We start from the raw sequence: 25469 nt of genomic DNA, 5'->3' as shown, positions 1-25469 counted from the left end.
CCTCATCTCGTGCGGCGGGCCGGGAACTTCCGGCCCTGCGTCAGCGCTTGGTGGTGTCCGACGGCTCGGTGACCGGCCGCGAGCTGGTCACGTCGCCGGGGGCAGCCTGAATGGTGCGCTGGGACGAGGACTGCTCCTCGGAGCTGGGGGCCTGCGCGGAGGCGGCGGTGTTGTTGCCGCCGTCCTCCTTCATCGCCTTGGCCTCGCTCTTGAGGATGCGGGCGGACTTCCCGAGCGAGCGGGCCATGTCCGGAAGCTTCTTCGCGCCGAACAGCAGGACGATGACGACGAGGATGAGAATGATCTCGGGGGCTCCGAGCCTTCCGAACATAAGTCTTTACCTTCTCACCGAGGCGGCTGGGTGGGATGCTGTCCGCCCCTTCGGACATCTGCCCGAAGGACCGTGCTGGCAGCGATCGTAACGCTCAGGGGTGAACGCGAGGCAATCCCTGTGCGTACTCCCGGTCCGCGGTACGGGCCTCGTTCTGCGCACCGCGATCAGCAGCGTACCCGCCGCAGCGGGCAGCGTGACAGGGCGAAGTGACACATAACGCGTCCGGTCCGTGCAGTCACAGGCGTTCACCATGGTCCTCACAGCGCGTCGGCGGCGCGGGACGCGCTCACCGCGGCCCGCTCCAGATCCTCGGCCGCGCGGCCGATCCGGCGCGCGGAGTCCTCGACCTGCCGTCCCAGGCGCCGCGCCTCCACGAAGACCCGCACGGCGAGCACACCGAGGACGGCCAGACCCAGAAAACCCACGGCCACCGCGAACATCGCCCAGAACATGCCGTCGAGCCTAGACCGTGGGGTGCAGCCGCAGTGTCTTGACCCCGCCGTCGGTCAGCAGCTCGACGATGCGTTCCCCGGCGGGCTTGCGGACCAGCACCCCGCAGTCGGGGCAGGTGAAGGAGTAGAACGTCGTACGGCTGGTGGCGCCGACGGCGAGCCGCAGGGCGCCGGCGGACAGCTCGAAACGGCCCCGGCACTGCGGGCAGCCCGCCCTGAACACCACGGGAACCACTCTTCGCATCCCCGCGAAGGCGGCCGCGACCGTCATCTCCCCCGCGTCGGACACCGCAGACTCGCTCAAAGCCCTCGCTCCTCACTTCGTGATAGGTCGCCTTCGGGGCACACCCGCAGATGACGCGGGCACCGCGCCCGGCCGCCGCCCACCGGCCCCGCGGCACCGGGCGGACACCCGCGGCTCGCTACGCCCTGTCGTACAGCCCGTCGCGCTCCGCGCGCGTCACCTCACGCGGCGCGCCCGGCGCCGCCTCCGCCCCGTCGTCCCCGTCGTACCCGGCGAGCGCCGCACGGGCGGCCCACCGGGCGCTGTCGGCCAGCTCGGGCGGCGAGACGATCCGGCCGTCACGGCCGAGCCGCAGCGCCAGACGTCTGAGCGAGGCCGGATCGGGGGTGCGCACGGTGATACGCAGCCCGCCGTCGGCAAGCTCATCGGCGCTGTCGTGCGGGTAGTACTCGGCGACCCAGCGGCCGCCCGGGCCGACCTCGACGACGACCTCCGGGTCCTCGGCGGCCGGCTGCACCAGCCCCTCCGACAGATCCCGCAGCTCGATCTCCGGCGGCGCCGACGGCTCGTCGAGGATCTTGATCTCGGCGACCCGGTCCAGCCGGAACGTGCGGCGCGCCTCCGAGCGGCGGCACCACGCCTCCACATAGGTGTGGCCGACACTGACCAGACGGATGGGGTCGATCTCACGCTCGGTGACCTCGTCACGGGCGGGAGAGTAGTAGCGGATCCACAGGCGGCGCCGCTCGGAGATGGCCCGGTCGACGTCCGCGAAGACACCGCCCTCCGACTCGAAGGTCACCGACAGCCGCGAACTGGCACCCGCCGCATCACCGGCGGCGCCCTCCACCTTCGCGGTGGCCCGCAACAGCGCCTGCCGGTCACTCTCCCGCAGACCCGGCAGGGTGGCCACGGCGCGCGCGGCCACCAGCAGCGCGGTCGCCTCGTCCGCGGCCAGCCTCAGCGGCTCCGCCGCGTCCGCGCCCAGCGCGGCCGGATTGTGCCACCAGATGCGCTCGCCGTCCGTGTCGATGTCCAGCAGATCACCGCCGCGGAAGCTGGTGCCGCACATCGGCAGCACATCGAGGTCCGAGACCAGCTCGTCCTCCGTGACGCCGAAGGCACGCGCCACATCGGCGACCCGGGCACCGGGGCGCTCCCGCAGATACGTCACCAGGGAGAGCATCCGCCGGGTCTGATCGATGGCGTTCACGGGCCTGACCGGTTTGCCTGCCACTGTTACGCTCCGCTCCCCCTCAGCCCTTGGCCACGGCACGCAGCCGGTCCACCACGTCGGCCCGCAGCTCGGCCGGCTCCAGGACCACCACATCGGGCCCGAACTCCACCAGCCAGGCGTCCAGACCGTGCCCGTACGGAATCTCCAACTCGTCCCAGCCGTCCCCGAGTTCCCGGACCGCGGTGGCTTTCGCCCGAAGGGGGTAGCCTGCGCCGGAACGCAACCGGATCAGCGCCGAACGGTCCGCGATCTCACCCGCCCAGCTCGCGACGGTCTCGCGCACGGTGACGACATCGGGCACCGCAGCGGTGAAGGCGCTCCCGCGGGAACGGACCCGGCCGGTGATCCGGGACAGCCGGAACACCCGCTCGGCACACCGGTCACGGTCCCAGCCCGCCAGATACCAGTGGCCGCGCCAGCACTCCAGCGCCCACGGCTCGACATGCCGGGTCTCGGGACGGGCCGCGCTGGCCTTGCGATAGTCGAACACCACCGGACGGCGGTCACGGCAGGCCAGCATCAACGGCTCGAAAGCGGCCTCGTGCACCGGGATACGCGGCTCCAGCGCGCCATGCGCCTCGTACGGGTCGACACCCTCGGGCAGCCCGGCCGCGCGCAGCTTCTGCAGGGCGCCGCTGGCCGCGCCGGCCAGCCGGGCCTGCTGCCACACCTTGGCGGCCAGCCCCAGCGCGGCGGCCTCCTCCGCGTCCAGCGTGATGGGCGGCAGCCGGTTGCTGTCCCGGCGGGCGAGATAGCCGACCTCGCCGTCGAGGTTCTCGACGGTCTCGATGACCAGGCCGAGTTCCCGCAGGTCGTCCTTGTCGCGCTCGAACATCCGGCTGAAGGAGTCGTCGCCGCCGGCCGTGCCCTTCCCCGGCCCGAAAGCCTCGACATACGCCTCGATGGACTCCCGCAGCTCACGCTTGCTGAGCGGCCGCCGCGTCCCGAGCAGACACAGCGCCAGATTCATCAGCCGCTCGGCCTTGGCAATGGCCATCGACGCCCTTCGCCTTCCCTATGGTGCTTACGATCGTCGACCGTACCGCTCCACGGTGGCGCGGCAAAAGCCGAGGGCCCGTGCCCGGGCGGGCACGGGCCCCGGAATGACCGGGTCCGATCAGACCCCGACCAGGTCACAGACGAAGATCAGCGTCTCGCCGGGGGCGATCCGGCCGCCGCCCGCGCCACGGTCGCCATAGGCCAGGTGCGCCGGAATGGTCAGCTGACGACGGCCGCCGACCTTCATGCCCTGCACACCCCGGTCCCAGCCCGCGATGACCTGACCGGCACCCAACTGGAACTTCAGCGGCGTACCGCGGTTCCAGGACGCGTCGAACTCCTCACCCGTGGAGAAGGCCACGCCCACATAGTGGACGGAGACGGTGTCGCCGGCCTTGGCCTCCGGACCGTCGCCCTGCCAGATGTCCTTGATCTCAAGGTCCGCCGGCGGCTCGCCGCCCGGGAAGTCGACCTCGGGCTTCTCGATGCTCACGTCTCTAGCTCCTGCTTGTGTACGACACGAAACGCCGACAGTCTTTCATCCCCCGCCCCCGCACGCCCGCGACGGGCGGGCGCGTCCCGACGCCCATGTCCTTACATCGCCGCCAGGATGTCGACGGAGAACACCAGCGTCGAACCCTTCTTGATGACATCGCCGCTCGGCGGCGTGTCACCGTAGGCCAGGTCCGGCGGCACCACGACAAGGACCCGGCTGCCGACCTTCTTACCGGTCAGGCCCTGCGACAGCCCCTTGACGACCTGCTGCATCTGCTGCAAGGAGAACTGGCTCAGCCGGCCCGAGCCATACGTCTGCTCGAAGGTCTTGCCACCGTCCCAGACCACACCCCGGAACTGGCACAGGATCGTCTGGTCCGCCTTCAACGCGGCGCCATCGCCCTCCAGGACGTACTCGGACACCAGCCGGCCCGGCGCCGCCGACTTCGGGATGTCCACGGAAGGCGCGTTGCCGTCCGTGTTCGTACCGACCTTCGGCAGGGCGGCATCGGTCTGCGGAACCTCCTTGCCCCGCGCCGAACTCTTGGAGTTGAACACATCCACCAGGTCGACGACGAACACCAGGGTGTCCGTGCCCTTGATCCCGGCCTGCGCATTGCCCGACGCGCCGTAACCCCAGGTCGGCGGCACCGCCATCAGAACCCGGCTGCCGACCTTCTTACCCGTCAGGGCATACCGCCAGCCGTCGATGACACTGCCCTCGGCCAACTGCAGCACCAGCGGGCTCTTGCGGTCGTAGGAATTGTCGAAGACCTTCGCCGACTTCCAGATCTGCCCCAGATAGTGCGCCTGCACGAAGTCGTTCTCCGCGACCGTCCGGCCGCCGCCCGCGATCACCGTCTTCACCGCGAGGTCCTTCGACGGCTCCCCGGACCCCTTGGCCACGGTCGGTTTCTCACCGAACTTCGCACCCGCGGTGATCGCCGGCAGCGGCCCCTCCACGATCTTCGGCGGCGGCACCGACGAAGCCGAGCCGGACGGAGACGCGCTCGCCTTGCTGGAGTCCGACTTGCCGTCGCCGCACCCGGCGAGCGTGACCAGTCCTGCGGGTACGGCAGCGAAGAGGAGTGAACGTCGGCGCACGGTGGGGGCCTCATAATCAATCGATCTTGCGGATGGCGTGCCCGCGCAACTCTACGGCGTGCGAAGGGCGCCGTACGGGAAACGTACGGCGCCCGTGTGGCGTTATCCCCGGATCCCCCCGTCCGAGCGAACTCGAACAGGGGAACACCGCAACACCCCGCTCACATGCCGGCAATGAGCTTCTCCACCCGGTCGTCCACCGAACGGAACGGGTCCTTGCACAACACCGTCCGCTGCGCCTGGTCATTGAGCTTCAGATGCACCCAGTCGACCGTGAAATCACGGCGCTGCTCCTGCGCCCGCCGGATGAAGTCACCACGCAGCCGGGCCCGAGTCGTCTGCGGAGGAACCGACTTGCCCTCGAAGATCTTCAAGTCATTGCAGATCCGGGCGGCTTGACCCTTCTTCTCCAGCAGGTAGTACAGACCACGACGCCGGTGAATGTCGTGGTAGGCGAGGTCTATCTGCGCGACCCGCGGATGCGACATGGTCATGTTGTGCTTGGCCCGGTACCGCTCGATGAGCTTGTACTTCATCACCCAGTCGATCTCGGTGGCGATCCGGTCCAGATCCTCCGACTCGATCGAGTCGAGCGTACGACCCCACAGCTCCAGCACCTGCTCCACCGTGCCGGTGCGGATACCACGGCGCTCGCAGAAGTCCACGGCCTTCTCGTAGTACTCGCGCTGCACCTCCAGCGCGGAAGCCTCCCGCCCGCTGGCCAGACGCACCTTGCGCCGGCCCGTGATGTCATGACTGACCTCACGGATCGCCCGGATCGGGTTCTCCAAGGTCAGGTCACGCATCACCGTGCCCGCCTCGATCATGCGCAGCACCAGGTCGGTGGCCCCGACCTTGAGCAGCATCGTCGTCTCCGACATGTTCGAGTCGCCCACGATGACATGCAGCCGGCGGTAACGCTCCGCGTCCGCGTGCGGCTCGTCCCGCGTGTTGATGATGGGCCGGGAGCGCGTCGTCGCCGAGGACACGCCCTCCCAGATGTGCTCCGCCCGCTGGCTCACGCAGTACACCGCGCCGCGCGGCGTCTGCAGCACCTTCCCCGCACCGCACAGCAGCTGCCGGGTCACCAGGAACGGAATGAGGATGTCGGCGAGCCGGGAGAACTCCCCGTGCCGCGCCACCAGATAGTTCTCGTGGCAACCGTAGGAGTTGCCCGCCGAGTCCGTGTTGTTCTTGAAGAGGTAGACGTCGCCCGCGATTCCCTCCTCGTGCAGGCGTCGTTCCGCGTCCACCAGAAGCCCTTCGAGAATGCGCTCGCCGGCCTTGTCGTGGGTGACCAGTTCGATCACGTTGTCACACTCGGGTGTCGCATATTCCGGATGTGACCCCACATCGAGATAGAGGCGGGCACCGTTGCGCAGAAAGACATTGCTGCTACGGCCCCATGACACGACACGGCGGAAGAGGTACCGCGCCACCTCGTCAGGCGACAGGCGGCGCTGTCCCCTGAACGTGCACGTGACGCCGTACTCGTTCTCCAGCCCGAAAATGCGGCGGTCCATGACTGAACATTACGCCCGATCCCCTGAACTGAAACGGGGTTCGACAGCACGATTTGGATCATTTTCCGCTGACCCCGCAACCACCGCCCGCCGACCGGGAACTGCGAGGACCCGCCCCGTGGCCAGCAACACCAGCAGGGACACGGCCCCCGCGGCACCCGGAACCGCGAACCCCCACAGCGCGCCACCCGCCTCGACCACCGGACCCGCCAGGCCCGTTCCCACCGACGCGCCCACGGTGAACGTCGTCACAAGCCACGAGAACGCCTCGGTGACCGTACCGCTCGGCGCATGCCGGTCGACGATGACGAACGCACAGGCGATCGACGGCGCCAGGAACACCCCGGCGACCGCGGTGAGCAACACCATCGCCACCGCACCCGGCATCAGCGTCAACGGCAGATAACACAACGCCAGAAGCGCCACCAGCCCCCGCAGTCGCCGCTCCGGCACCCCCCTCCACCGCCGCGCCCCGTACACCGTGCCGCCGGCCAGCGCGCCGAGCCCGAGAGCCGCCATCAGCCAGCCGTACACCGCGTCACCGCCGTGGTCATCGGCATAGGGCACCGAGGCCACCGTGATGGAGCCGAGCGCGATACCCACGAACAGGAACGCGCCGAGCAGCGCCAGCAGCCCCGGCGAGCGCAGCGGGCCCAGCCAGTGCGCCTCCCGCGGCGCGGAACGCCACGCGCGCGAAGGCGGCGACAGCACCACCGACAGCGCCCCGAGCACGCCCACGACGTTCAGCACCAGCAGGGCCGCCCGCTCCGACCACACCGACACGCACACCGTGACCAGCAGCGGACCGACGGTGAACATGACCTCCTGGGCGACCGCGTCCATGGCGTACGCGGTGTGCACCTGCTCCTCGCGGCGCAGAACCGACGGCCACAGGGCCCGCAGACCGCCCTCCAAAGGAGGCGCGAACAGGCCCGCGGCCCCCACGGCGGCACAGGCCAGCGGCAGCGGGTCCGTGCCACAGAGGGCGAAGACCGCCATCGACAGCGCCGCGAGCACCGCCGCGGGCAACTGGATCCGAGGCTGCCCGTACAGGTCGACCAGCCGCCCCAGGACCGGCTGCCCGACGGCGTTGGCCACGCCGTAGACCGCGGCCAACGCCCCCGCGAGGCTGTAGCCGCCGCCCTCCGCACGCACGAACAGCACCAGCGCGATCGCGGCCGTCGCGTTCGGCAGCCGGCCCACCAGCGTGCCCGCCAGCAGCCGGGCCGCATGCCTCGCCCTGAGGATCTCCAGGTATCCCGCGGCCATCTCCAGCCCTCCACCGGCTCGCCCGAGGTCGGTCGTCACCCTCAGGTGTTACGTATAACGCCGGGGTCATACGTACCATGTGCGCTGTTCTCACGTCCAGACGAAGGAGCGCACCCACGGTGCCACCCAGCAGCACGCGCCCCACAAGCCGTGACGTCGCCCAGGCCGCCGGCGTCTCCCAGGCAACCGTCTCCCTCGTCCTCGGCGACAAATGGCACGGCCGGGTCTCGGCCACCACCGCACAACGAGTCCGCGACGCCGCACACGACCTCCGCTACCGCCCCAACCTCGCCGCCCGCAACCTCCGCCTCGGCCGCACCCGCACGGTCCTCCTCGTCGTCCCCGCCCTCACCACCGAATTCTTCGCCGGTGTCTACACCGGAGCCGCCCGCATCGCCGCCCGACACGGCTTCGGCGTCGTCCTCTACCCCTCACCGGAAGGCGTCGGCCCGGCCCGCGACCCCTTCGCCTCCGCACAAGCCGCACTGGACGGAGTCATCGCCTCCTCCATGGCCGCCGACGCACTCACCGCCATCCGCGGCGACCAACTCCCCCTCGTCATGCTCGACAGCGACCCGGCCGGCAGCCTGGGCGCCGCCACCGTCAACCTCGACATCGCCGACGGCGTCCGCCAGATCACCGAACACCTCCTCGCACTCGGCCACCGCAGCTTCCTGCACCTCGCCGCGGACGTACCCTCCTGGACCTTCCACGTACGCGCCCACGAACTCGCCACCCGCCTCACAGCCGTCCCCGGCACCACCGTACGGACCATCCACACACCCCTGTCCATCGAGGACGCCACAACCGCCACCCACGCCGCCCTCGCCACCCCCGGACCCCACCCCACCGCCCTCGTCTGCGACGACGACATTCTCGCCGCCGGCGCCTACAAAGCACTGCGCCGCCGAGGACTCCACGTACCCACCGACATCTCGGTCACCGGCCTCGACGACCTCACCCTGGCCACCGCCGTCGACCCCGAACTGACCACCGTACGACTCGACGCGGAACAGTTCGGCGAACGCGGCATGCAAGCCCTCCTGGACGTCCTGGAGGGCCGCCGACCGGACCGGACCGACATCCCCGTACACCTGGTGGTACGCGGCTCCACAGCGCCACCCAGGCCCCACTGACGGCCACCTGGCGGACACAACGCCGCGCCCCGGACGGCGAGGCCGACCGGGGCGCGCAAGGCTGACGAAGCAGACCCGGACCCTACTCGTCCCCAGGGCCCTCCGCCTCGGCACCCTCGGCGCTCTCCGCCTCCGTGCCCGCACCATCCCCGGCCAGCAGCCGCGACAACTGCCGGCCCACGATGCGCTTGAACTTGCGCTGCTGCGGTCGCGTCCGATCCAGCACGGCGACCTCCAAACGCTCCGCCGGGATCTCCCGCTCGCTGCCGTTCGTGTCCCGGGACAGGGCCTGCACCGCCAGCTTCAGCGCCTCCGCAAGACTCATCCCGTCACGGTGCCGCTGATCCAGGAAGCCACTGATCTGCTCGGCGTTTCCGCCCACCGCGACCGAGCCGTGCTCATCCACGATCGACCCGTCATGCGGCAGCCGATAGATCTGATCACCCTCCGGGGTCTCCCCGACCTCGGCCACCACCAACTCCACCTCGTACGGCTTCTCAGCCGCACTGGAGAAGATCGTGCCCAGCGTCTGGGCATACACATTGGCCAGACCCCGGGCGGTCACATCATCCCGGTCATAGGTGTAGCCACGCAGATCGGCATAGCGCACACCGCCGATACGAAGGTTCTCGTACTCGTTGTACTTGCCGGCGGCGGCGAAACCGATCCGGTCATAGATCTCGCTGAACTTGTGCAGCGCACGGGACGGGTTCTCACCGACGAACACGATGCCGTCGGCATACTGCAGCACGACCAGGCTGCGGCCACGGGCGATGCCCTTGCGGGCGTACTCCGCCCGGTCGGCCATCGCCTGCTGAGGTGAGACATAGAACGGCGTCGACACCGGTTATCCGTCCCTTTCTGTCGAAGTCACTGGACCACCTGGCAAAGAAACAGCCGGCTACAGCAGCGCGGCCCGCGGGCCGTCCGGCTGCTCCAGACGCCGCTCCAGGATCGAACGGGCGATCTCGGAGGACTCCTCCTCGGTGAGCCGGCGGAAGCCGTCCTCGGTGATCACGGTGACGATCGGATAGATCCGGCGCGCGACATCGGGACCGCCGGTCGCCGAGTCGTCGTCGGCCGCGTCATACAGGGCCTGCACCACGAGGGTCGTGGCCTGCTCCTCGGTCAGACCGTCATGGAACAGCTTCTTCATCGCACCCCGCGCGAAGACCGAGCCGGAACCCGTCGCGGCGAAGTTGTGCTCCTCGGAGCGGCCCCCGGTGACGTCGTAGGAGAAGATCCGGCCCCTGTCACGGTCCACGTCATAACCGGCGAAGAGCGGCACTACGGCCAGCCCCTGCATCGCCATGCCCAGATTGGACCGGATCATCGTCGACAGCCGGTTCGCCTTGCCCTCCAGCGACAGCTGGGCGCCCTCGACCTTCTCGAAATGCTCCAGCTCCAACTGGAAGAGCTTGACCATCTCGACGGCCAGACCCGCGGTACCGGCGATCCCGACGGCCGAGTACTCGTCGGCGGGGAAGACCTTCTCGATGTCGCGCTGAGCGATCACATTGCCCATCGTGGCCCGGCGGTCACCGGCCAGCACCACGCCGCCCGGGAAGGTCACGGCCACGATCGTCGTCCCGTGCGGCGCCTCGATCACCCCCTGCGTGGGCGGCAGCTGCCGCCTGCCCGGCAGCAGGTCCGGCTGGTGATCGGCGAGAAAGTCCATGAAGGAGGAGGACCCAGGCGTCAGGAAGGCAGCTGGTAGACGCCCGGTGCTACGAGTGTTGGCTTCCACGCGTTTCCTTCCACGTATGCAGCAGCCCGCCTTATGGCCTCGGGCTGATCCTTGAACTGCCCCAGTGCAGCGTTGCAGCTGAAGCACAGTACGCCACGGACCCTACCCGTCTCATGACAGTGATCCACATGCGCGGGTCGAGCCGCCAGGCATATACAGCAGACGCCTCCTTGAGCGGCGATCAACTCGTCGCGCTCGGCTTCGGTGAGGCCGTACTGACGCTTCAAGTGACCCTGCCGCCCCTGCGCGGCCTTGCATGCCTTGCAACGGGTCGACAACCCATCAGAGGCGGTTGCGTTGCGATGCCACTCGCTGTGGGGCTTGACCTCGCCGCATGTGCGACAGAGCTTGTGCCCGGGCGGGACATCCACCTTCTCCCGGACGGGCTTGCCCATGGCCTCCCGGCGGCGCCGGTAGTGCGCGGCGCCGTACTCCGCCACGCACTTCCGGCAGTGCACCTGGAGGCCATCACGCCGGTTCCTGTCCCGCGCGAACGCCTCACAAGGCAGATCCCGCCCACATTTCCTGCATCGCTTCGCGTTTGGGTCCTCAGCCACCCAACTCCCCCGCAACCTTCAATTCGAAGGAAAAGTGACTGATTCCCCTCTACTGACCGCCTTTCTGCACGAAGCTTCGCACGAAATCCTCGGCATTTTCCTCAAGTACGTCGTCGATCTCATCCAGTACCGAGTCGACGTCGTCGCTCAGCTTCTCGTGTCGTTCCTTGAGCTCGTCGGTGGCCTGCGCGTCCTGCGCCTGCTCCTCGACCTCTTCGGTAGAGCGCGTGGCCTTCTGCTGGCCGCCGCCGGTGTCCTTGGTCGCCATAACCCTCACCCCGCTCAGTTCGCCCGACATGGTCGGCAGGTCGGCATTCCTGCCGATCGGTGATGATCAGACCCTACAAGCCGGGTCCGACATCGGCCCCGCAGTTTCTCCAACGTACGGGGGCCACCTCGATGATTCCCGGGCGCCGGGATTTCCACCCCGGACGCCCGGTGCGGGCCGCCGGCCCGTTCAGCCGCCGGACAGGACTCTGACCAGGTCTTCCGCCGTGCGGCAGCGGTCCAGCAGCTCCTTGACGTGATTTCGCGTTCCGCGAAGCGGTTCCAGGGTTGGAACGCGTTGGAGGGAGTCCCGGCCGGGCAGATCGAAGATCACCGAGTCCCAGGAGGCGGCCGCCACATCGTCCGCGTACTGCTCCAGGCACCGGCCCCGGAAGTAGGCGCGGGTGTCCTCCGGCGGCTTTGTGCGGGCGCGTTCGACCTCGGTCTCGGTCAGCAGCCGCTTCATGCGTCCGCGGCCCACCAGGCGGTTGTAGAGGCCCTTCTCGGCACGTACGTCCGCGTACTGGAGGTCCACCAGGTGCAGCCGGGCGGCGTCCCAGTCCAGGCTGTCGCGGCGGCGGTAGCCCTCCATGAGTTCACGCTTGGCGACCCAGTCCAGTTCGCCCGCGAGGCTCATGGGGTCGTGTTCCAGGCGGTTGAGGGTGTCTTCCCAGCGGACCAGGACGTCCTTGGTCTGTTCGTCGGCGTCCGCGCCATGGCGTTCTTCGACGTACTTGCGGGCCAGTTCGTAGTACTCCATCTGGAGCTGGACCGCGGTGAGTGTGCGGCCGCTGCGGAGGGTGACCTGGCGCTTGAGGGTGGGGTCGTGGGAGACCTGGTGGAGGGTGCGTACGGGCTGGTCCACGGCCAGGTCGACGGCGATGAAGCCGTCTTCGATCATGGACAGGACCAGGGCTGTCGTGCCCAGTTTCAGATAGGTGGAGATCTCGGAGAGGTTGGCGTCGCCGATGATCACGTGGAGGCGCCGGTATTTCTCGGCGTCGGCGTGCGGCTCGTCGCGGGTATTGATGATGGGGCGTTTGAGGGTGGTCTCCAGGCCGACCTCGACCTCGAAGTAGTCGGCGCGCTGGCTGAGCTGGAAGCCGTGTTCGTGGCCGTCCTGGCCGATGCCGACGCGGCCGGCTCCGGCGAAGACCTGCCGGGAGACGAAGAAGGGTGTGAGGTGGCGCACGATGTCCGAGAAGGGGGTCTCCCGCTTCATCAGGTAGTTCTCGTGCGTGCCGTAGGAGGCGCCCTTGTTGTCGGTGTTGTTCTTGTACAGGTGGATGGGCTGGGCGCCGGGGAGCTGGGCGGCTCGTTCGGCGGCCTCGGCCATGATCCGTTCGCCGGCCTTGTCCCAGAGGACGGCGTCGCGCGGGTTGGTGACCTCGGGTGCGCTGTATTCGGGGTGTGCGTGGTCGACGTAGAGGCGAGCGCCGTTGGTGAGGATGACGTTGGCGAGGCCGATGTCCTCGTCGGTGAGCTGGCTGGCGTCGGCGGCTTCGCGGGCGAGGTCGAACCCTCGTGCGTCGCGCAGCGGGTTCTCCTCCTCGAAGTCCCAGCGGGCTCGGCGGGCCCGGTGCATCGCTGCCGCGTAGGCGTTCACGATCTGGGATGAGGTGAGCATGGCATTGGCATTGGGGTGGCCGGGGACGGAGATGCCGTACTCCGTCTCGATGCCCATTACTCGCCGTACGGTCATGCGGCCCTCCTTGCCCGGCGGCGTCCTCGGTCGTGGGCGCCGCTCAAGTACCGCTGGCGCTCCGGTGCGTGTGCGGTGCCCGTCCCCGCACTGCGCGACTCGGCGGTACCGAAGAGCCTAGAACGCCTTTGCGCTGGTGGGGAGATCATTTGCGTCATTGCCTGCTCCGGCGTGGCCTGGAAAACAGTCGGCTGCGGGTACCCGGTGGGGGCACCCGCAGCCGCCCTGTCTTTACAGGTACTGTCCGGTGTTCGCCACCGTGTCGATGGAGCGTCCGGTGTCTGCGCCCTGCTTTCCGGTGATGAGGGTGCGGATGTAGACGATCCTTTCACCCTTCTTGCCGGAGATGCGGGCCCAGTCGTCCGGGTTCGTGGTGTTGGGCAGGTCTTCATTCTCCTTGAACTCGTCCACGCATGCCTGGAGGAGGTGGGAGACCCTGAGGCCCTTCTGGTTGTGTTCGAGGAATTCCTTGATCGCCATTTTCTTGGCGCGTCCGACGATGTTCTCGATCATCGCTCCGGAGTTGAAGTCCTTGAAGTAGAGGACTTCCTTGTCGCCGTTGGCGTAGGTGACCTCCAGGAAGCGGTTCTCCTCGGATTCGGCGTACATGTGCTCGACCGCGGTCTGGATCATGCTCTGGACCGTGGTGGCCTTGTCGCCTTCGTGTTCTCCGAGGTCGTCCGCGTGCAGTGGCAGGCGTTCGGTGAGGTACTTCCCGAAGATGTCCTTGGCCGCTTCGGCGTCCGGACGCTCGATCTTGATCTTCACGTCGAGCCGGCCGGGGCGCAGGATGGCGGGGTCGATCATGTCCTCGCGGTTGGAGGCTCCGATGACCACGACGTTCTGCAGGCCTTCGACACCGTCGATCTCGGCGAGCAGCTGGGGGACGATGGTGTTTTCCACGTCGGAGCTGACGCCGGAGCCGCGGGTGCGGAAGAGTGATTCCATCTCGTCGAAGAAGACGATCACGGGGGTGCCTTCGCTGGCTTTCTCCCGTGCGCGCTGGAAGACGAGGCGGATCTGCCGCTCGGTCTCGCCGACGTACTTGTTGAGCAGTTCGGGGCCCTTGATGTTCAGGAAGAAGCTCTTGCCCGCGGCCTGGCCGGTGACCTCGGCGACCTTCTTGGCCAGCGAGTTGGCGACGGCTTTGGCGATGAGCGTCTTGCCGCATCCGGGGGGTCCGTAGAGCAGGACGCCCTTGGGCGGGCGCAGCTCGTGCTCCTTGAAGAGGTCGGGGTAGAGGTAGGGCAGCTCGACCGCGTCGCGGATGGCCTCGATCTGGTTGCCGAGGCCGCCGATCTGCTCGTACCCGATGTCGGGTACCTCTTCGAGGACGAGTTCCTCGACCTCGCTCTTGGGGACCACTTCGTAGACGTAGCCGGAGCGGGGTTCGAGCAGCAGGGCGTCGCCGGGGCGGATGGTGACGTCCAGCAGCGGCTCGGCGAGCCGTACCACCCGTTCCTCGTCGGTGTGCCCGAGCACCAGGGCGCGCTCGCCGTCCTCCAGGATTTCCTTGAGGGTGACGATGTCCCCGACGCGCTCGAACTCCATGGCTTCGACCACGTTGAGCGCTTCGTTGAGCATGACTTCCTGGCCGCGCCGCAGGATGTCGAGGTCGACGCTCGGGCTGACGTTCACCCGGAGCTTGCGGCCGCCGGTGAAGATGTCGGCGGTGCCGTCCTCGTTCGCCTGTAGGAAGACTCCGAAGCCGGCCGGTGGCTGGGCGAGCCGGTCGACCTCTTCTTTGAGGGCCACGATCTGGTCGCGGGCCTCGCGGAGTGTGTTGGCGAGTCGCTCGTTCTGTGCGGACACGCCGGCCAGGTTGGTCTGCAGCTCGACGATCCGCTCTTCGAGAATCCTCGTGTGTCGCGGAGAGTCGGCGAGCTTGCGTCGCAGGACGGCGATCTCCTGCTCAAGGTAGGCGATCTGCCCGGCCGGGTCCTCGGACCCTCGTCCCGGGCGGATGCCGCGGTTCATGTCGTCGTCGTGGGCTGCCACGGTCCTCACCTCCTCCAAGGGGAGCTGGACGCTTCCAGACCCTACCTGGGTGGGTGTCGATTGAAACCCCTAGATCACAAAGACTGTCAAGGTGTGTCCGATCTTCACCCTTGCGCTCTCCCTCACGCCAGGGGAATACCCACCGAACACGGTTGGGAAGCCGCCGCGGGTAGGGTCGTGGGGTTCAACACCCGTCAGAGCTGGCCGGATTCCCGTCGGCTCGGTCCGTGAACGGCAGGAGGGATGACTGTGCGGCAGGAGGTCCTGAGCGGTGATGAGTCGCTGGAGGTCTGGATCGACCAGGATCTGTGTACGGGGGACGGGATCTGCGCCCAGTACGCGCCGGAGGTGTTCGAGCTGGACATCGACGGGCTGGCATATGTGAAGGGGGCGGACGATGTGCTGTTGCAGGCCAAGGGGGCTGTGGCTGCGGTGCCGTTGCCGCTTGTCGCCGATGTGGTGGACTCGGCGCGGGAGTGTCCGGGTGAGTGCATCCATGTGCGTCGGATTTCGGACAGGGTCGAGGTGTACGGGCCGGACTCGGAGTGATGTCGGGGTCACCCCGCGTGATCTGTGTCTGATTTCTCACATTCCCACCGGGACGAGGTGTTTCATACGCTGTGGGCGGCCGCCGGTGTGGAGCGGATGAACGCGCTGCCGTTCCACTGCCACTTGGCGGGCGTCTTCACGTCGGGGCAGCAACTCGGTACGTCGGCCGTGGAGTAGCCGAGGAGGGTCGCGGTGACCGCGCCGGAGCGCACGGCGAAGTCGGTGACGGTGAGCCGGTCCTTGGGGTCGACGAGGGTGGCGACGACGCGGGCCCGCTGGGTCCGTGCGTCCCGGGTGAGGACGTACACCCCGTCGGGCGGGGTGCCCATGGCGGCGTCGCAGTGCACCACGGCGATGGTTTCGGGTCTGTCGTCGCCGTCGAGGTCTCCAGTGGCCTTCTGTTTGACGACGGCCTTCACGGTTCCGCAGTCGATGGGGAAGGCGACGCCCGTGGTGCCGGGCGCGGTGGCCGCGGGTGCGGATTCCACCTGCCGGTCCGCGGCGGGCTGGGCGGCCTTGGCCGAGCCGGGCTGGAGTATCGAGGAGAGGGCGACGACCCCGGCGACAGCGGTTGCGGTGGCCACCCAGTGGATGGGGCGGGTGTGGGTGTGTGCGAGTTCCGGGACGGCGGATTGCACGAGGAGTGTCTCCTGTGAGGGCTGTGCCGGTGGGGGTGGCCAGCATGGTGCCACACGTCACAGTGCGGGGGAACGGCGGGGTCCGGGTTTCCCTCGGGTGCCGTGTCCGCGGGTGGTGGCGGCGCGTGGATCGGGCCGGGTGCCGGTCTGTGGTGTCTCAACGCGTGGGCGCCGTCGCCGAGTTCCCGTGGGGTCCGGGAACTCGGCGACGGCGCCGTCGCGTTGGTGTGTCGGGGGTGTGCGGAGGTCAGCGGCCGGTGCCGCCGTCGGGGTTGGGGCCCGCGTAGTCCTCGCCGTAGGCGCCCTTGGCGGGGCGGCGGCGGCGCATGGGCGGCTCGACGCCGTCGGCGAGGCGCCGGGCGGTGAGCAGGAAGCCGGTGTGGCCGATCATCCGGTGGTCGGGGCGGACGGCCAGGCCCTCGATGTGCCAGTTGCGGATCATCGTCTCCCAGGAGGTCGGCTCGTTGAAGCAGCCGATCTCGCGGATGGACTCGACGGTCCGGGCGAGCTGTGTCGTGGTCGCCACGTAGCAGCACAGGATGCCGCCGGGCACGAGTGCCTTGGAGACGGCTTCCAGGCATTCCCAGGGGGCGAGCATGTCGAGGATGACGCGGTCGATGTCGGTGTCGGACAGGTTGTCCTGGAGGTCGCCGACGGTGAGCTGCCAGGCCGGGTGCGGTCCGCCGAAGTAGCGCTCCACGTTCTGGCGGGCGATGTCGGCGAAGTCCTCGCGCCGCTCGTAGGAGTGCAGCATGCCCTGGTCGCCGATGGCCCGCAGCAGGAAGCTGCTGAGCGAGCCGGAGCCGACGCCGGCCTCCACGACGCGGGCGCCGGGGAAGATGTCGGCGAAGGCGAGGATCTGTCCCGCGTCCTTCGGGTAGACGACGGCTGCCCCGCGGGGCATGGACAGGACGTAGTCGGGGAGCAGGGGGCGCAGCGCGAGGTAGGCGACGTTTCCGGTGGTGCGGACAACGCTGCCCTCGGGAGCGCCGATCAGTTCGTCGTGCGGGAAGGAACCCTTGTGGGTGTGGAAGTTCTTCCCGGCTTCGAGCGTGAACGTGTAGTGGCGGCCCTTGGGGTCGGTCAGCTGTACCTGGTCCCCGACCTTGAAGGGCCCGCGCCTGCGGGCGGCACCGGTCGGTTCGGACATGTGACCAGCCTACCGGTTCCCTGCCGGGGGCTTGACCGCTCCGCGGGGTTCGCCGGTGAGGGGGCGGGGTGCTGCTTCGTGACCCGGTGCCGGTGCGTCGTGGCTGAGCGCGTCGTTTCCCGCGCCCCCCATGCGGCGCGCTCCCGGCCGGGCCACGCCATGGCCTTGGGGCGGTTCAGGCGGGCCGTGCCATCGCCTTGACGAAGGCTCGCTCCACGTCCGCTGCCGACAGGACGCCGTAGATCTCTCCGGTTTCCTCCACCACCAGGTACTCGGTGGCCGGGGTGGCCCGTAGGACGTCGAGGAGGTCCTCGCCCGCCAGTTCGGCGGAGACGCGCATACCGTCGGTGAGTTCCTGGGCGAGACCGCTGACGGCCACCCAGGGGCGGCGGTGCTCGGGTACGCCGACGATGGCGGCCTCACGGACCAGGGAGAGCGGGTGGCCGTCGGCGTCGACGACGACGAGGGCGCGGGCGCCTGCGGCGTTGGCGCGGCGCAGTGCCTCGGACAGCGGGGTGTCGGTCTCCACGGGGACGGCTCGCCGGGTCAGGGTGCGGGCCCGCAGCTCCGGTAGGTGCTCGCGCAGCCGGGCCATGCGCAGGCTGTTGCCGGCGCCGGTCCAGATGATCGCGGCGAGGATGGCGGCGAGCAGGGCGTCGGTGACGGTGTCCATGCCGCTGATGTCCTGGGCGTCGGAGCCGAGGGCACCAGACTGGTTGAGCAACGGGAGGCCGATCAGGACGGAGATGGCGAGGGCGCGGCCGACCCAGGCGGCGGCCACGGTGCCGCTCATGGGCCTGCCGGTGATCTTCCAGATGACGGCGCGGAGCATCCGGCCGCCGTCGAGGGGGAGGCCGGGCAGCAGGTTGAACGCGGCGACGATGAGGTTGGAGATCATCAGTCCGGCCAGCAGGACGCCGGGGACGGTGCCGGGCTCGACGGGCTGCATGGCCAGGTAGAACAGGCCGGCGAGGACGAGCGAGAGCAGCGGTCCGACGAAGGCGAGGACGAACTCGCGTCCGGGGGTTTCGGCCTCCTTCTCGATCTCGGAGACGCCACCGAAGAACTGGAGCTGGATACGGCGGACCGGGAGTTTGAAGCGGACGGCGGCGACGGTGTGGGCGAGTTCGTGGACGAGGACGGAGGCGTAGAAGGCGACCGCGAAGAAGAGGGAGACCAGGTAGCGGGCGGCGCCCAGCTCCGGCAGCACCCGGTCGAGCTGGCCGCCGAACACCCAGGTGATCAGCGCGGCGACGAGGAACCAGCTGGGCGCCACGTACACGGGCACGCCGAAGGGCCGTCCCATGAGCAGCCCGCCGCCGGGCCCCTTGGGGCGCTCGGGCGGCTGTCCGAGTCCCTTGCCTGCGCCGGAGTCGGCGTGAGCGCGCGGCTCGCCGTCGTCGTCAGGTCGCCCGCCGGGTGCGGGGTGCGGGGGCGTGGCCCGGGTGGCGTGCTGGTTTTCGGGCGGGGTCGGGGAGGGGTGCGCGGCCGGGTCGTGCGACGGGCCGTGGCCGGTCGTGGCGGCGGGGTCGTGTCCGGGTTCGGATGCGCGTTCGGGGTGGGGCCCGGCCGCGGTGTCCGCGTCGGACGCGGGTTCGGTCGGTCCGGTGGAGGTGGGCTCGGTGGTGCCGCTCGTGTTGCAAGGCTCGTTGGCCTTGGTGCCGATGGGCTCGGTGGTGCCGCTCGTGTTGGAAGGCTCGTTGGTCTTGGTGCCGATGGGCTCGGTGGTGCCGCTCGTGTTGGAAGGCTCGTTGGTCTTGGTGCCGATGGGCTCGGTGGTGCCGGTGGGCTCTGCGGTGCTGATGGGCTCGGTGGTGCTGGTGGGCTCGGTGGGCGCGGCGCTGTCGTCGGTGCCGTTGCCGTTGCCTTCGCCGGTGTCGGTGTCGGTGTTCGGGGCCGTAGGACCTGCGGGGCGCTCGGTCGGCTCGTCGTTGCCGGACCGCGGCTGCCCGCTCCCGCCGCTCACGTCCACGGTGTCCCCTCGTTAGAAGCGTCTTCCGCGCCTGCCGGGCGGAAGGGTCTGTGGTCGATGGTATGCGGCCGTCGGCGTGCGTTACGCCCCGGCACCCCCGGTGTTCGCCCCGCAGACGACGGGCGGGCGGCGCGGCCGGGTCACTGTCAGTGGCGGCACGTATGGTCTGTGCTCATGGACAGCAGCATCGAGGGTGCCACGGAGGCCGGTCACGGGGACGGCGGCGAGGTGGACCCGGTCGCGGGGACAGCGGTACAGAGGGCGGCGGACGGCTCATCGGGCCGCCCGCCCGGCCCGGCCGAGGCGGGTGCAGGCGGTGCAGCCGGTGCCGCCGTGACCGGCGGGGCCGTCGCCGCGCCGCCCGCCTCGCTGTCCCCCTCACGGGCCGGCGACTTCATGCAGTGCCCACTGCTGTACCGGTTCCGGGTGATCGACCGGCTCCCGGAGAAGCCCAGCGAGGCGGCGACCCGGGGCACCCTGGTGCACGCGGTGCTGGAGCGGCTCTTCGACGCGCCCGCGGCGGAGCGGACCGCGCCCCGCGCCAAGTCACTGATCCCCGGCCAGTGGGACCGGCTGCGGGAGACGAGGCCCGAGGTCGTGGAGTTGTTCGCGGACGACCCGCGGGGCGAACGGCTCGCGCGCTGGCTCGGCGAGGCTGAGCAGTTGGTGGAGCGCTGGTTCACGCTGGAGGATCCGAGCCGGCTGGAACCGGCCGAGCGGGAGATGTTCGTCGAGGCGGAGCTGGAGTCGGGGCTGCGGCTGCGCGGAATCATCGACCGGGTCGATGTGGCCCCCACCGGCGAGGTGCGGATCGTCGACTACAAGACGGGCAAGGCGCCGAGACCGCAGTACGCGGAGGGCGCGCTGTTCCAGATGAAGTTCTACGCCCTGGTGGTATGGCGGCTGAAGCAGGTGGTGCCGCGCCGGCTCCAGCTCGTCTACCTGGGCAGCGGCGATGTGCTGACGTACGACCCCGTGCTCGCCGATCTCGAACGGGTGGAGCGCAAGCTGCTGGCGCTGTGGGAGGCGATCCGGCAGGCCACCGAGACGGGTGACTGGCGTCCGCGGCCGACCCGGCTGTGCGGCTGGTGCGACCACCAGGCGCACTGCCCGGAGTTCGGCGGCACTCCCCCGCCCTATCCGCTGCCGGTGAGGGCGGCCGAGTCCGCGGGCGTCCCGCAGGGCAGAATGGGGCCGGGCTAGCTAAGGAGACTTATGGCCATCCGCGTCCTACTGGTCGACGACCAGCCGCTGCTGCGCACCGGGTTCCGGATGATCCTGGAGGCGGAGCAGGACATCGCGGTCGTGGGCGAGGCCGGAGACGGCCTCCAGGCCCTCGACCAGGTGCGTGCTCTGCAGCCGGATGTGGTGTTGATGGATATCCGCATGCCGCGGATGGACGGGGTGGAGGCGACCCGGCAGATCTCCGGTCCGGGACGTGACGGCCCGGCGAAGGTGCTGGTGCTGACCACGTTCGATCTCGACGAGTATGTGGTGGAGGCGTTGCGGGCCGGGGCGAGCGGCTTCCTGTTGAAGGACGCGCCCGCCAATGAACTCGTCCAGGCGATCCGGGTGGTGGCCGACGGTGAGGCGATGCTGGCGCCGAGCATCACACGTCGGCTGCTGGACAAGTACGCGACGCATCTGCCCTCCGGTGAGGAACCGGTGCCGGACACGCTGCACACGCTCACCGAGCGTGAGGTGGAGGTGTTGAAGCTGGTGGCGCGCGGTCTGTCGAACGCCGAGATCGCGGCGGACCTGTTCGTCAGCGAGACCACGGTGAAGACACACGTCGGGCATGTGCTGACCAAGCTGGGCCTGCGGGACCGGGTGCAGGCTGCGGTGTACGCGTACGAGAGCGGGTTGGTGCGGCCCGGCGCGCAGTGACGGTACGGGCGTGACGTACGGCGTACCGGAGCGCCCCTGGGGACGTCCCCTGGGGATACCCGCTGGGGATGTCCTTCAGGGAGGTCCGCCGGCCGTACGCGAGATACGAGAGCCCGGGGGCGCCTTTTCCGTGGAAGGGCGCCCCCGGGGCTCTTGTGGGTTCGGGGCCCGGCGGTGCCGGGCCCCGGGCGGGCGGGGTGGGTGTCAGCCGCTCACGCCGCGGCCCAGCTCCCACAGCTGGAGCGAGGAGGCCGAGTTGATGGCGTACGCGGCGCCCGTGATGTCGTCCCGCGCGGCGACGTACTGCTTGCCCTGCCACAGCGGCAGGTAGGGGACGTCATCGGCGACGGTGTCCTGGATGCGGGTGAGGGTCTTGGCGGCGCCGAGCCGGTCGGCCTCGCGCCGGGACTCCGGGATCAGGGTGTTGATGATCTCTGAGTTGGCGTACGGCGAGGCGAGGAAGTTGTCCTTGTCGAGGAACGGCGCCAGGTAGCTGTCGGGGTCGGGGAAGTCGGGGAACCAACCCATGCCGTAGACGTCGTACTTGCCCTTGCGCTCGTCGGTCTGGTAGACGGACCAGGGCCAGCCCTTGATGCTGACGTCGAACAGACCGCTGTCGTTGAGCTGCTTCTGCAGGACCTCGAACTCCTGCTTGGTGGCCGCGCCGTAGTGGTCGGTCGTGTAGTGCAGGGTCAGCTTCACGGGGGCGGTGATGCCGGCCTTGTCGAGCAGTTGCTTGGCCTGGTCGACGTCGGGCTCGCCGTACTTGTTGAAGAACGAGTTGGAGTGCCCGGTGATGCCGGCCGGGACCATCGAGTAGAGCGGCTCGGCCTGGGAGCCGTACACCTTGGAGACGAGTTCGGCGCGGTTGATGACCTTGGCCATCGCCTGGCGGACGGCCTGGTCCTTGACGGTCGGCGCGTTGGTGTTGAAGCCGAGGTAGCGGATCTCCAGGCCGGCCATCTCGACGAGGCTGATGTGCTCGTTGTTTCCGGCGTCGAGCTTGCGGATCTGCGCGGGCGTCATGGCGCGGGTCATGACGTCGATGTCGCCCTTTTCGAGGGAGACGCCCATCGCGTCCGCGTCGCTGAACGAGCGCATCTCGACCTTGTCGTTGTTCACCTTCAGACTCCCCTTGTAGTAGGGGTTCTTGGTGAAGGTGGCCGAGACGATCGCGTTGTCCTTGACGTTGGCCTTCATCGAGTAGGGGCCGGAGCCGTCCACGTCGAAGCCGTCGCGCAGCTTGTCCTTGGCGTAGTCCTTGGAGTTGACGATGCCCGCGACCGGGGTGGACAGCTTGTACGGGAAGGTGGCGTCCGCGGTCTTGAGGTGGAAGATCACCTCACGGTCGCCCTGGGTTTCGATGGTGTCGATGGTGGAGAGCAGGGCGAACACACCGCTGTCCGCCTTGATGCGCAGCGCCCGCTCGATCGAGTACTTGACGTCCTCGGCGGTGACGTCGTCGCCGTTGGCGAACTTCAGCCCGTCGCGCAGCTTGCAGGCGTAGCGCTCGTTGCCGCTGTCGGTGAAGCCGCAGCTCTCGGCGGCCTCGGGCACCGGGTCACCGTCGCCCTTGGGCTGTGTCATCAGGGTCTGGACGGTCTGGCGCAGCACGTTCCAGGAGCCGACGTCGTACGCGTAGGCGGGGTCGAGGGGGGCCGGGGCGTCCTTGGTGGCGGTGAACCGGTCGGTGGTGCCGACGACGATCGCGCCGCCGCCATCACTCCCGCTGTCGGAACCACCGCATGCGGCGAGCACCGGCGCGAGCAGGCCCGCCATGGCCGGCAGCACCAAAGTCTTGCGGTTCATGCTCGAATTTCTCCAGGGCTGTTCGAGTCCGTGTTCCCGGCATGCAGGGGGTGTTGCGGCCGATCACGGGGGTAAGGGTGATGTTCTCGCGACGAGATTAGTCCGCGCCCGCACGGCGCTTCACGGTCGCGGGAGTTGATCCTCCATCACGCAGTGAAACCGGGCGTGGACGCACCGAAAACCCGACAGCAGCAGGATTAGTGCAGCGTCCCATCAATCGGGACACATGGTCGCGCGGAGGTTGCCCGGGCGGGGAGGGCTGGCACAGGTCCCGGCCGTTGTCGACCCTCGGGAAAGTGGCAAACCTCACACTCTGAAGTCGGCCGATCATAAGCGGAATTCAGCCAGTCGGCCGACTTTGCATTCGCCGTGGTGTACGGCGGCGGATTCCGGCCCGATGGGCTTTGCGCGCTGGGTGAACGGCTAGCGCATATCCGTCATCAGGCCGCGCAGAAAGGCCAGGTCGACCTCTTCGAGGGAGCCGACGACGGTGCGTCGGGCGGTCGGCGGGATGGGGGCGACGGACGGTACGGCGACCACCCGGCAGCCGGCGGCCTCGGCCGCCGCGACGCCGGTCGCGGTGTCCTCGACGACCGCGCATCTGGCCGGGTCCACGCCGAGGCCGGCCGCGGCGAGCAGATACGGGTCGGGGTACGGCTTGGTGCGGGTGACCTCGTCGCCGGCGATGGACAGGCCGAAGTGCTGGGGGCCGAGGGAGACCATGACGCGGTCGATGATGCGGCGGTGGGAGGCGGAGACCAGGGCCGTGGGGATCTCCTGCTCGTACAGCTCGGCGAGCAGCCGGATGGCGCCGGGCATCAGCGGCAGGGTGCGGCCGATGCGGTCCTCGAACCCGTCGTTGAGCAGGACCGACAGCTCGGCGAGGGTGATGTCGGCGCCGGTGGCCTCGATCAGGAAGCCGGCGCTGCGGGTCATCGGGCCGCCGACGACGACATGGCGCCAGGACTGGTCGAGGGTGTGGCCGAGGGCGGCGAAGACCTCGACCTCGACGTCCCACCAGAAGCCTTCGGTGTCCACCAGAGTGCCGTCCATGTCCAGGAGGACGGCCTGCAGGGCCGAGCCTTCCGCCGAACGGGTTCCGAGCGCGGGGACCGTAGCGGTCATCCTGGCGCACCTCCTTGAGGGACGATCAGGCCGGTTCCCATGCGGGGAACCGGCCTGCGGTGGACCGACCAGTGTACGTCCCCACCGACCGAACCGCTCCCCACAACCCGCGACCACCCCATACCCGATACCGCGGGTAACCCCCCACCCACCCCGAACGCCCCCTGACCAGCCAGAACCCACGCAACCCGTCCCCGCTGCCCACGACGACCGACGACGCCCCCGCGCAGGGCAGGCCCCCACGAGCAGGGCGCACGCGGGCGCGGCGGGCGAGGCGCGGGCGCGGCGGGCGTGGACGCAGCGGGTGAGCGCGGGCCAACGGGGGCGGGCACGGTGCGTGGGCACGAGGGCCAGGCGCAGGTGCGCGGGCCGACGCGGGCACAGCCGCTGCTGACCGGCGTGGTGGCCGGGCGTGCGCAAGGCGGCGGGCGTGGGCGCCGTGGTTGGAGTCCCTGGCGCGCCCTGCGGGCCCGTCGCGCCACCTCCTCGGACGGACCTGGGGCCTGACACACACGCGAACGCGACCCCGGCGCCCGCCGACCGGCCGCTTACGTCCCCAAGCGGACGCACGCGGACGCCCCGAGGGTCCGGCACGGCCATACGAATGCGGAAACCCGAGACCCAGGGCCGAGTGCGACGCGCGCGAACGCCGCCGAGGGGCCCGGGGGTCAGGCCCGGATACGCGCGGACGCAGGCACAGCGGGCCCACGTGAGCACAGCGGGCGGGCAAGGCACAGCGGTCGAGGGCAGGCGCGGGCACCGGGCGCGGGCATGGTGGGCAGGCGCGGGGCGTGGCTGGGCATGCGTGGAGCGTGGCTGGGCATGCGTGGAGCGTGGCTGGGCATGCGTGGAGCGTGGCTGGGCATGCGTGGAGCGTGGCTGGGCAGAGGGCGCGCCCTGCGGGCCCAGCGCGCCGCGCCCGCGGAAGGACGCCAGGCCCTGGCACGCGCGGACAAAGCCCCGCGCCCGCCGAACAGACACGCACCGGCATCGACCGGAAACACGGAAACACACGGACGCCCCCGAGTGCCCCGCGCCTGGCCCGACGCGGGGGATGCCTCCGAGAACCGTGGGCCGGGCCCGGACGCACGCGGATGTCTCCGACAGGGCCGGAACCGGGCTGGACGCCCTCGGCCGCGGGCACAGCGCCCCGCAGACGCAGGCAGGAGGCAGGCGCGGGCGCGGTGGCTGGGGAGCGCCCGCGCCCTGTGGGGGCGGCGGGCGGTGTCGCGGACAGGTGCGCGGCCTCGACATGGGGACGAGGTCAGACCCCGC

24 protein-coding genes are annotated in these 25469 nt (G+C 69.6%); 4 read left to right on the top strand and 20 right to left on the bottom strand.

Translation table 11 applies throughout. From position 1 onward, the window contains the following. Positions 1-40: 40 nt before the first annotated feature. From tatA to ABT245_RS07690, 9 genes are all read right to left on the bottom strand, one after another. On the bottom strand, positions 41-331 hold the full coding sequence (tatA, locus tag ABT245_RS07730; protein WP_351730043.1) for a Sec-independent protein translocase subunit TatA: 291 nt from the start codon (positions 329-331) through the stop codon (positions 41-43). Between the two features lie 260 nt (positions 332-591). After that, a complete protein-coding gene (locus ABT245_RS07725; RefSeq protein WP_351730040.1) occupies positions 592-786 on the bottom strand; it encodes a hypothetical protein in 195 nt (64 codons plus the stop codon). 10 nt (positions 787-796) lie between these two features. Beyond that, on the bottom strand, positions 797-1057 hold the full coding sequence (locus ABT245_RS07720) for a hypothetical protein (RefSeq protein WP_502982076.1): 261 nt from the start codon (positions 1055-1057) through the stop codon (positions 797-799). A gap of 151 nt (positions 1058-1208) precedes the next feature. Further along, positions 1209-2267, bottom strand: a complete 1059-nt coding sequence (locus tag ABT245_RS07715) for a helix-turn-helix transcriptional regulator (protein ID WP_351730034.1) — start codon at positions 2265-2267, stop codon at positions 1209-1211. A gap of 19 nt (positions 2268-2286) precedes the next feature. Continuing rightward, complete coding sequence (locus ABT245_RS07710) at positions 2287-3264, bottom strand: helix-turn-helix transcriptional regulator (protein WP_351730031.1); 978 nt, start codon at positions 3262-3264, stop codon at positions 2287-2289. A 120-nt stretch (positions 3265-3384) separates the two neighbouring features. After that, the gene (locus ABT245_RS07705) at positions 3385-3759 is read right to left on the bottom strand and encodes an FKBP-type peptidyl-prolyl cis-trans isomerase (RefSeq protein ID WP_351730028.1); all 375 of its coding nucleotides are present in this window, start codon (positions 3757-3759) and stop codon (positions 3385-3387) included. 101 nt (positions 3760-3860) lie between these two features. Then, positions 3861-4865, bottom strand: a complete 1005-nt coding sequence (locus ABT245_RS07700) for an FKBP-type peptidyl-prolyl cis-trans isomerase (protein ID WP_351730025.1) — start codon at positions 4863-4865, stop codon at positions 3861-3863. Between the two features lie 161 nt (positions 4866-5026). Next, positions 5027-6388, bottom strand: coding sequence for a Pup--protein ligase (gene pafA, locus ABT245_RS07695; protein WP_351730022.1), 1362 nt, complete (start codon positions 6386-6388; stop codon positions 5027-5029). A gap of 9 nt (positions 6389-6397) precedes the next feature. Beyond that, complete coding sequence (locus ABT245_RS07690) at positions 6398-7657, bottom strand: MFS transporter (protein ID WP_351730209.1); 1260 nt, start codon at positions 7655-7657, stop codon at positions 6398-6400. 77 nt (positions 7658-7734) lie between these two features. On the opposite strand from ABT245_RS07690, the gene ABT245_RS07685 reads away from it, so the two are divergent. Then, the gene (locus ABT245_RS07685; RefSeq protein ID WP_502982073.1) at positions 7735-8793 is read left to right on the top strand and encodes a LacI family DNA-binding transcriptional regulator; all 1059 of its coding nucleotides are present in this window, start codon (positions 7735-7737) and stop codon (positions 8791-8793) included. 82 nt (positions 8794-8875) lie between these two features. Here the strand turns inward: ABT245_RS07685 and prcA are convergent, their stop codons facing one another. The 6 genes from prcA to arc all read right to left on the bottom strand — a co-directional run bounded on the left by prcA (position 8876) and on the right by arc (position 15064). Then, the gene (gene prcA, locus ABT245_RS07680; protein ID WP_351730016.1) at positions 8876-9637 is read right to left on the bottom strand and encodes a proteasome subunit alpha; all 762 of its coding nucleotides are present in this window, start codon (positions 9635-9637) and stop codon (positions 8876-8878) included. A gap of 57 nt (positions 9638-9694) precedes the next feature. Further along, on the bottom strand, positions 9695-10540 hold the full coding sequence (gene prcB / locus ABT245_RS07675) for a proteasome subunit beta (RefSeq protein ID WP_351730013.1): 846 nt from the start codon (positions 10538-10540) through the stop codon (positions 9695-9697). Continuing rightward, entirely contained in the window at positions 10492-11097 is a 606-nt protein-coding gene (locus ABT245_RS07670; protein WP_351730010.1) for an endonuclease VII domain-containing protein, read from the bottom strand. The genes prcB and ABT245_RS07670 overlap by 49 nt, the downstream gene beginning before the upstream one ends. Before the next feature lie 49 nt (positions 11098-11146). Next, the gene (locus ABT245_RS07665; protein ID WP_351730007.1) at positions 11147-11365 is read right to left on the bottom strand and encodes a ubiquitin-like protein Pup; all 219 of its coding nucleotides are present in this window, start codon (positions 11363-11365) and stop codon (positions 11147-11149) included. 189 nt (positions 11366-11554) lie between these two features. Beyond that, complete coding sequence (gene dop, locus ABT245_RS07660) at positions 11555-13066, bottom strand: depupylase/deamidase Dop (protein ID WP_351730004.1); 1512 nt, start codon at positions 13064-13066, stop codon at positions 11555-11557. Positions 13067-13297: 231 nt separating this feature from the next. Further along, entirely contained in the window at positions 13298-15064 is a 1767-nt protein-coding gene (gene arc, locus ABT245_RS07655; protein ID WP_351730001.1) for a proteasome ATPase, read from the bottom strand. A gap of 243 nt (positions 15065-15307) precedes the next feature. Between arc and ABT245_RS07650 the strand changes: the two genes are divergently transcribed. Next, positions 15308-15613 carry a ferredoxin gene (locus ABT245_RS07650; protein ID WP_351729998.1) on the top strand — a complete coding sequence of 102 codons (306 nt, stop codon included), beginning with the start codon at positions 15308-15310 and terminating at the stop codon, positions 15611-15613. Between the two features lie 62 nt (positions 15614-15675). Here the strand turns inward: ABT245_RS07650 and ABT245_RS07645 are convergent, their stop codons facing one another. The 3 genes from ABT245_RS07645 to ABT245_RS07635 form a co-directional block, all read right to left on the bottom strand. Then, positions 15676-16251, bottom strand: coding sequence for a hypothetical protein (locus ABT245_RS07645; RefSeq protein ID WP_351729995.1), 576 nt, complete (start codon positions 16249-16251; stop codon positions 15676-15678). Positions 16252-16498: 247 nt separating this feature from the next. Further along, a complete protein-coding gene (locus ABT245_RS07640; RefSeq protein WP_351729992.1) occupies positions 16499-17401 on the bottom strand; it encodes a tRNA (adenine-N1)-methyltransferase in 903 nt (300 codons plus the stop codon). Between the two features lie 175 nt (positions 17402-17576). Beyond that, a complete protein-coding gene (locus ABT245_RS07635) occupies positions 17577-19373 on the bottom strand; it encodes a site-2 protease family protein (RefSeq protein WP_351729989.1) in 1797 nt (598 codons plus the stop codon). Between the two features lie 174 nt (positions 19374-19547). Here ABT245_RS07635 and ABT245_RS07630 point away from each other — a divergent pair, with 174 nt between their 5' ends. Both ABT245_RS07630 and ABT245_RS07625 read left to right on the top strand, forming a co-directional pair. Beyond that, a complete protein-coding gene (locus ABT245_RS07630; protein WP_351729986.1) occupies positions 19548-20576 on the top strand; it encodes a RecB family exonuclease in 1029 nt (342 codons plus the stop codon). A 12-nt stretch (positions 20577-20588) separates the two neighbouring features. Next, positions 20589-21260 (top strand): response regulator, encoded by a 672-nt coding sequence (locus tag ABT245_RS07625; RefSeq protein WP_351729983.1) that lies wholly within the window; start codon positions 20589-20591, stop codon positions 21258-21260. 204 nt (positions 21261-21464) lie between these two features. On the opposite strand, the gene ABT245_RS07620 is transcribed toward ABT245_RS07625, so the two are convergent. Next, complete coding sequence (locus ABT245_RS07620; protein ID WP_351729980.1) at positions 21465-23069, bottom strand: ABC transporter substrate-binding protein; 1605 nt, start codon at positions 23067-23069, stop codon at positions 21465-21467. A gap of 423 nt (positions 23070-23492) precedes the next feature. Next, a complete protein-coding gene (locus tag ABT245_RS07615; protein WP_351729977.1) occupies positions 23493-24194 on the bottom strand; it encodes an HAD family hydrolase in 702 nt (233 codons plus the stop codon). Positions 24195-25469 lie beyond the last annotated feature (1275 nt).

Origin of the sequence: Streptomyces sp. NPDC001508 (assembly GCF_040298665.1) — a bacterium.
In the GTDB taxonomy this organism is placed as follows: Bacteria; Actinomycetota; Actinomycetes; order Streptomycetales; family Streptomycetaceae; genus Streptomyces.
Note: the sequence above shows the minus strand (reverse complement) of the source record. Positions and strands in the feature narration are given on the sequence as shown.

What these genes read in the sequence shown, in the direction of transcription:
- ABT245_RS07720 (WP_502982076.1), bottom strand. Translation starts at nt 1,057, where the DNA reads ATGACGGTCGCGGCCGCCTTCGCGGGGATGCGAAGAGTGGTTCCCGTG.
- ABT245_RS07685 (WP_502982073.1), top strand. Translation starts at nt 7,735, where the DNA reads ATGTGCGCTGTTCTCACGTCCAGACGAAGGAGCGCACCCACGGTGCCA.
- ABT245_RS07625 (WP_351729983.1), top strand. Translation starts at nt 20,589, where the DNA reads ATGGCCATCCGCGTCCTACTGGTCGACGACCAGCCGCTGCTGCGCACC.
- ABT245_RS07650 (WP_351729998.1), top strand. Translation starts at nt 15,308, where the DNA reads ATGACTGTGCGGCAGGAGGTCCTGAGCGGTGATGAGTCGCTGGAGGTC.
- ABT245_RS07690 (WP_351730209.1), bottom strand. Translation starts at nt 7,657, where the DNA reads ATGGCCGCGGGATACCTGGAGATCCTCAGGGCGAGGCATGCGGCCCGG.
- ABT245_RS07710 (WP_351730031.1), bottom strand. Translation starts at nt 3,264, where the DNA reads ATGGCCATTGCCAAGGCCGAGCGGCTGATGAATCTGGCGCTGTGTCTG.
- ABT245_RS07665 (WP_351730007.1), bottom strand. Translation starts at nt 11,365, where the DNA reads ATGGCGACCAAGGACACCGGCGGCGGCCAGCAGAAGGCCACGCGCTCT.
- pafA (WP_351730022.1), bottom strand. Translation starts at nt 6,388, where the DNA reads ATGGACCGCCGCATTTTCGGGCTGGAGAACGAGTACGGCGTCACGTGC.
- ABT245_RS07640 (WP_351729992.1), bottom strand. Translation starts at nt 17,401, where the DNA reads ATGTCCGAACCGACCGGTGCCGCCCGCAGGCGCGGGCCCTTCAAGGTC.
- ABT245_RS07725 (WP_351730040.1), bottom strand. Translation starts at nt 786, where the DNA reads ATGTTCTGGGCGATGTTCGCGGTGGCCGTGGGTTTTCTGGGTCTGGCC.
- tatA (WP_351730043.1), bottom strand. Translation starts at nt 331, where the DNA reads ATGTTCGGAAGGCTCGGAGCCCCCGAGATCATTCTCATCCTCGTCGTC.
- ABT245_RS07620 (WP_351729980.1), bottom strand. Translation starts at nt 23,069, where the DNA reads ATGAACCGCAAGACTTTGGTGCTGCCGGCCATGGCGGGCCTGCTCGCG.
- ABT245_RS07630 (WP_351729986.1), top strand. Translation starts at nt 19,548, where the DNA reads ATGGACAGCAGCATCGAGGGTGCCACGGAGGCCGGTCACGGGGACGGC.
- dop (WP_351730004.1), bottom strand. Translation starts at nt 13,066, where the DNA reads ATGACCGTACGGCGAGTAATGGGCATCGAGACGGAGTACGGCATCTCC.
- ABT245_RS07615 (WP_351729977.1), bottom strand. Translation starts at nt 24,194, where the DNA reads ATGACCGCTACGGTCCCCGCGCTCGGAACCCGTTCGGCGGAAGGCTCG.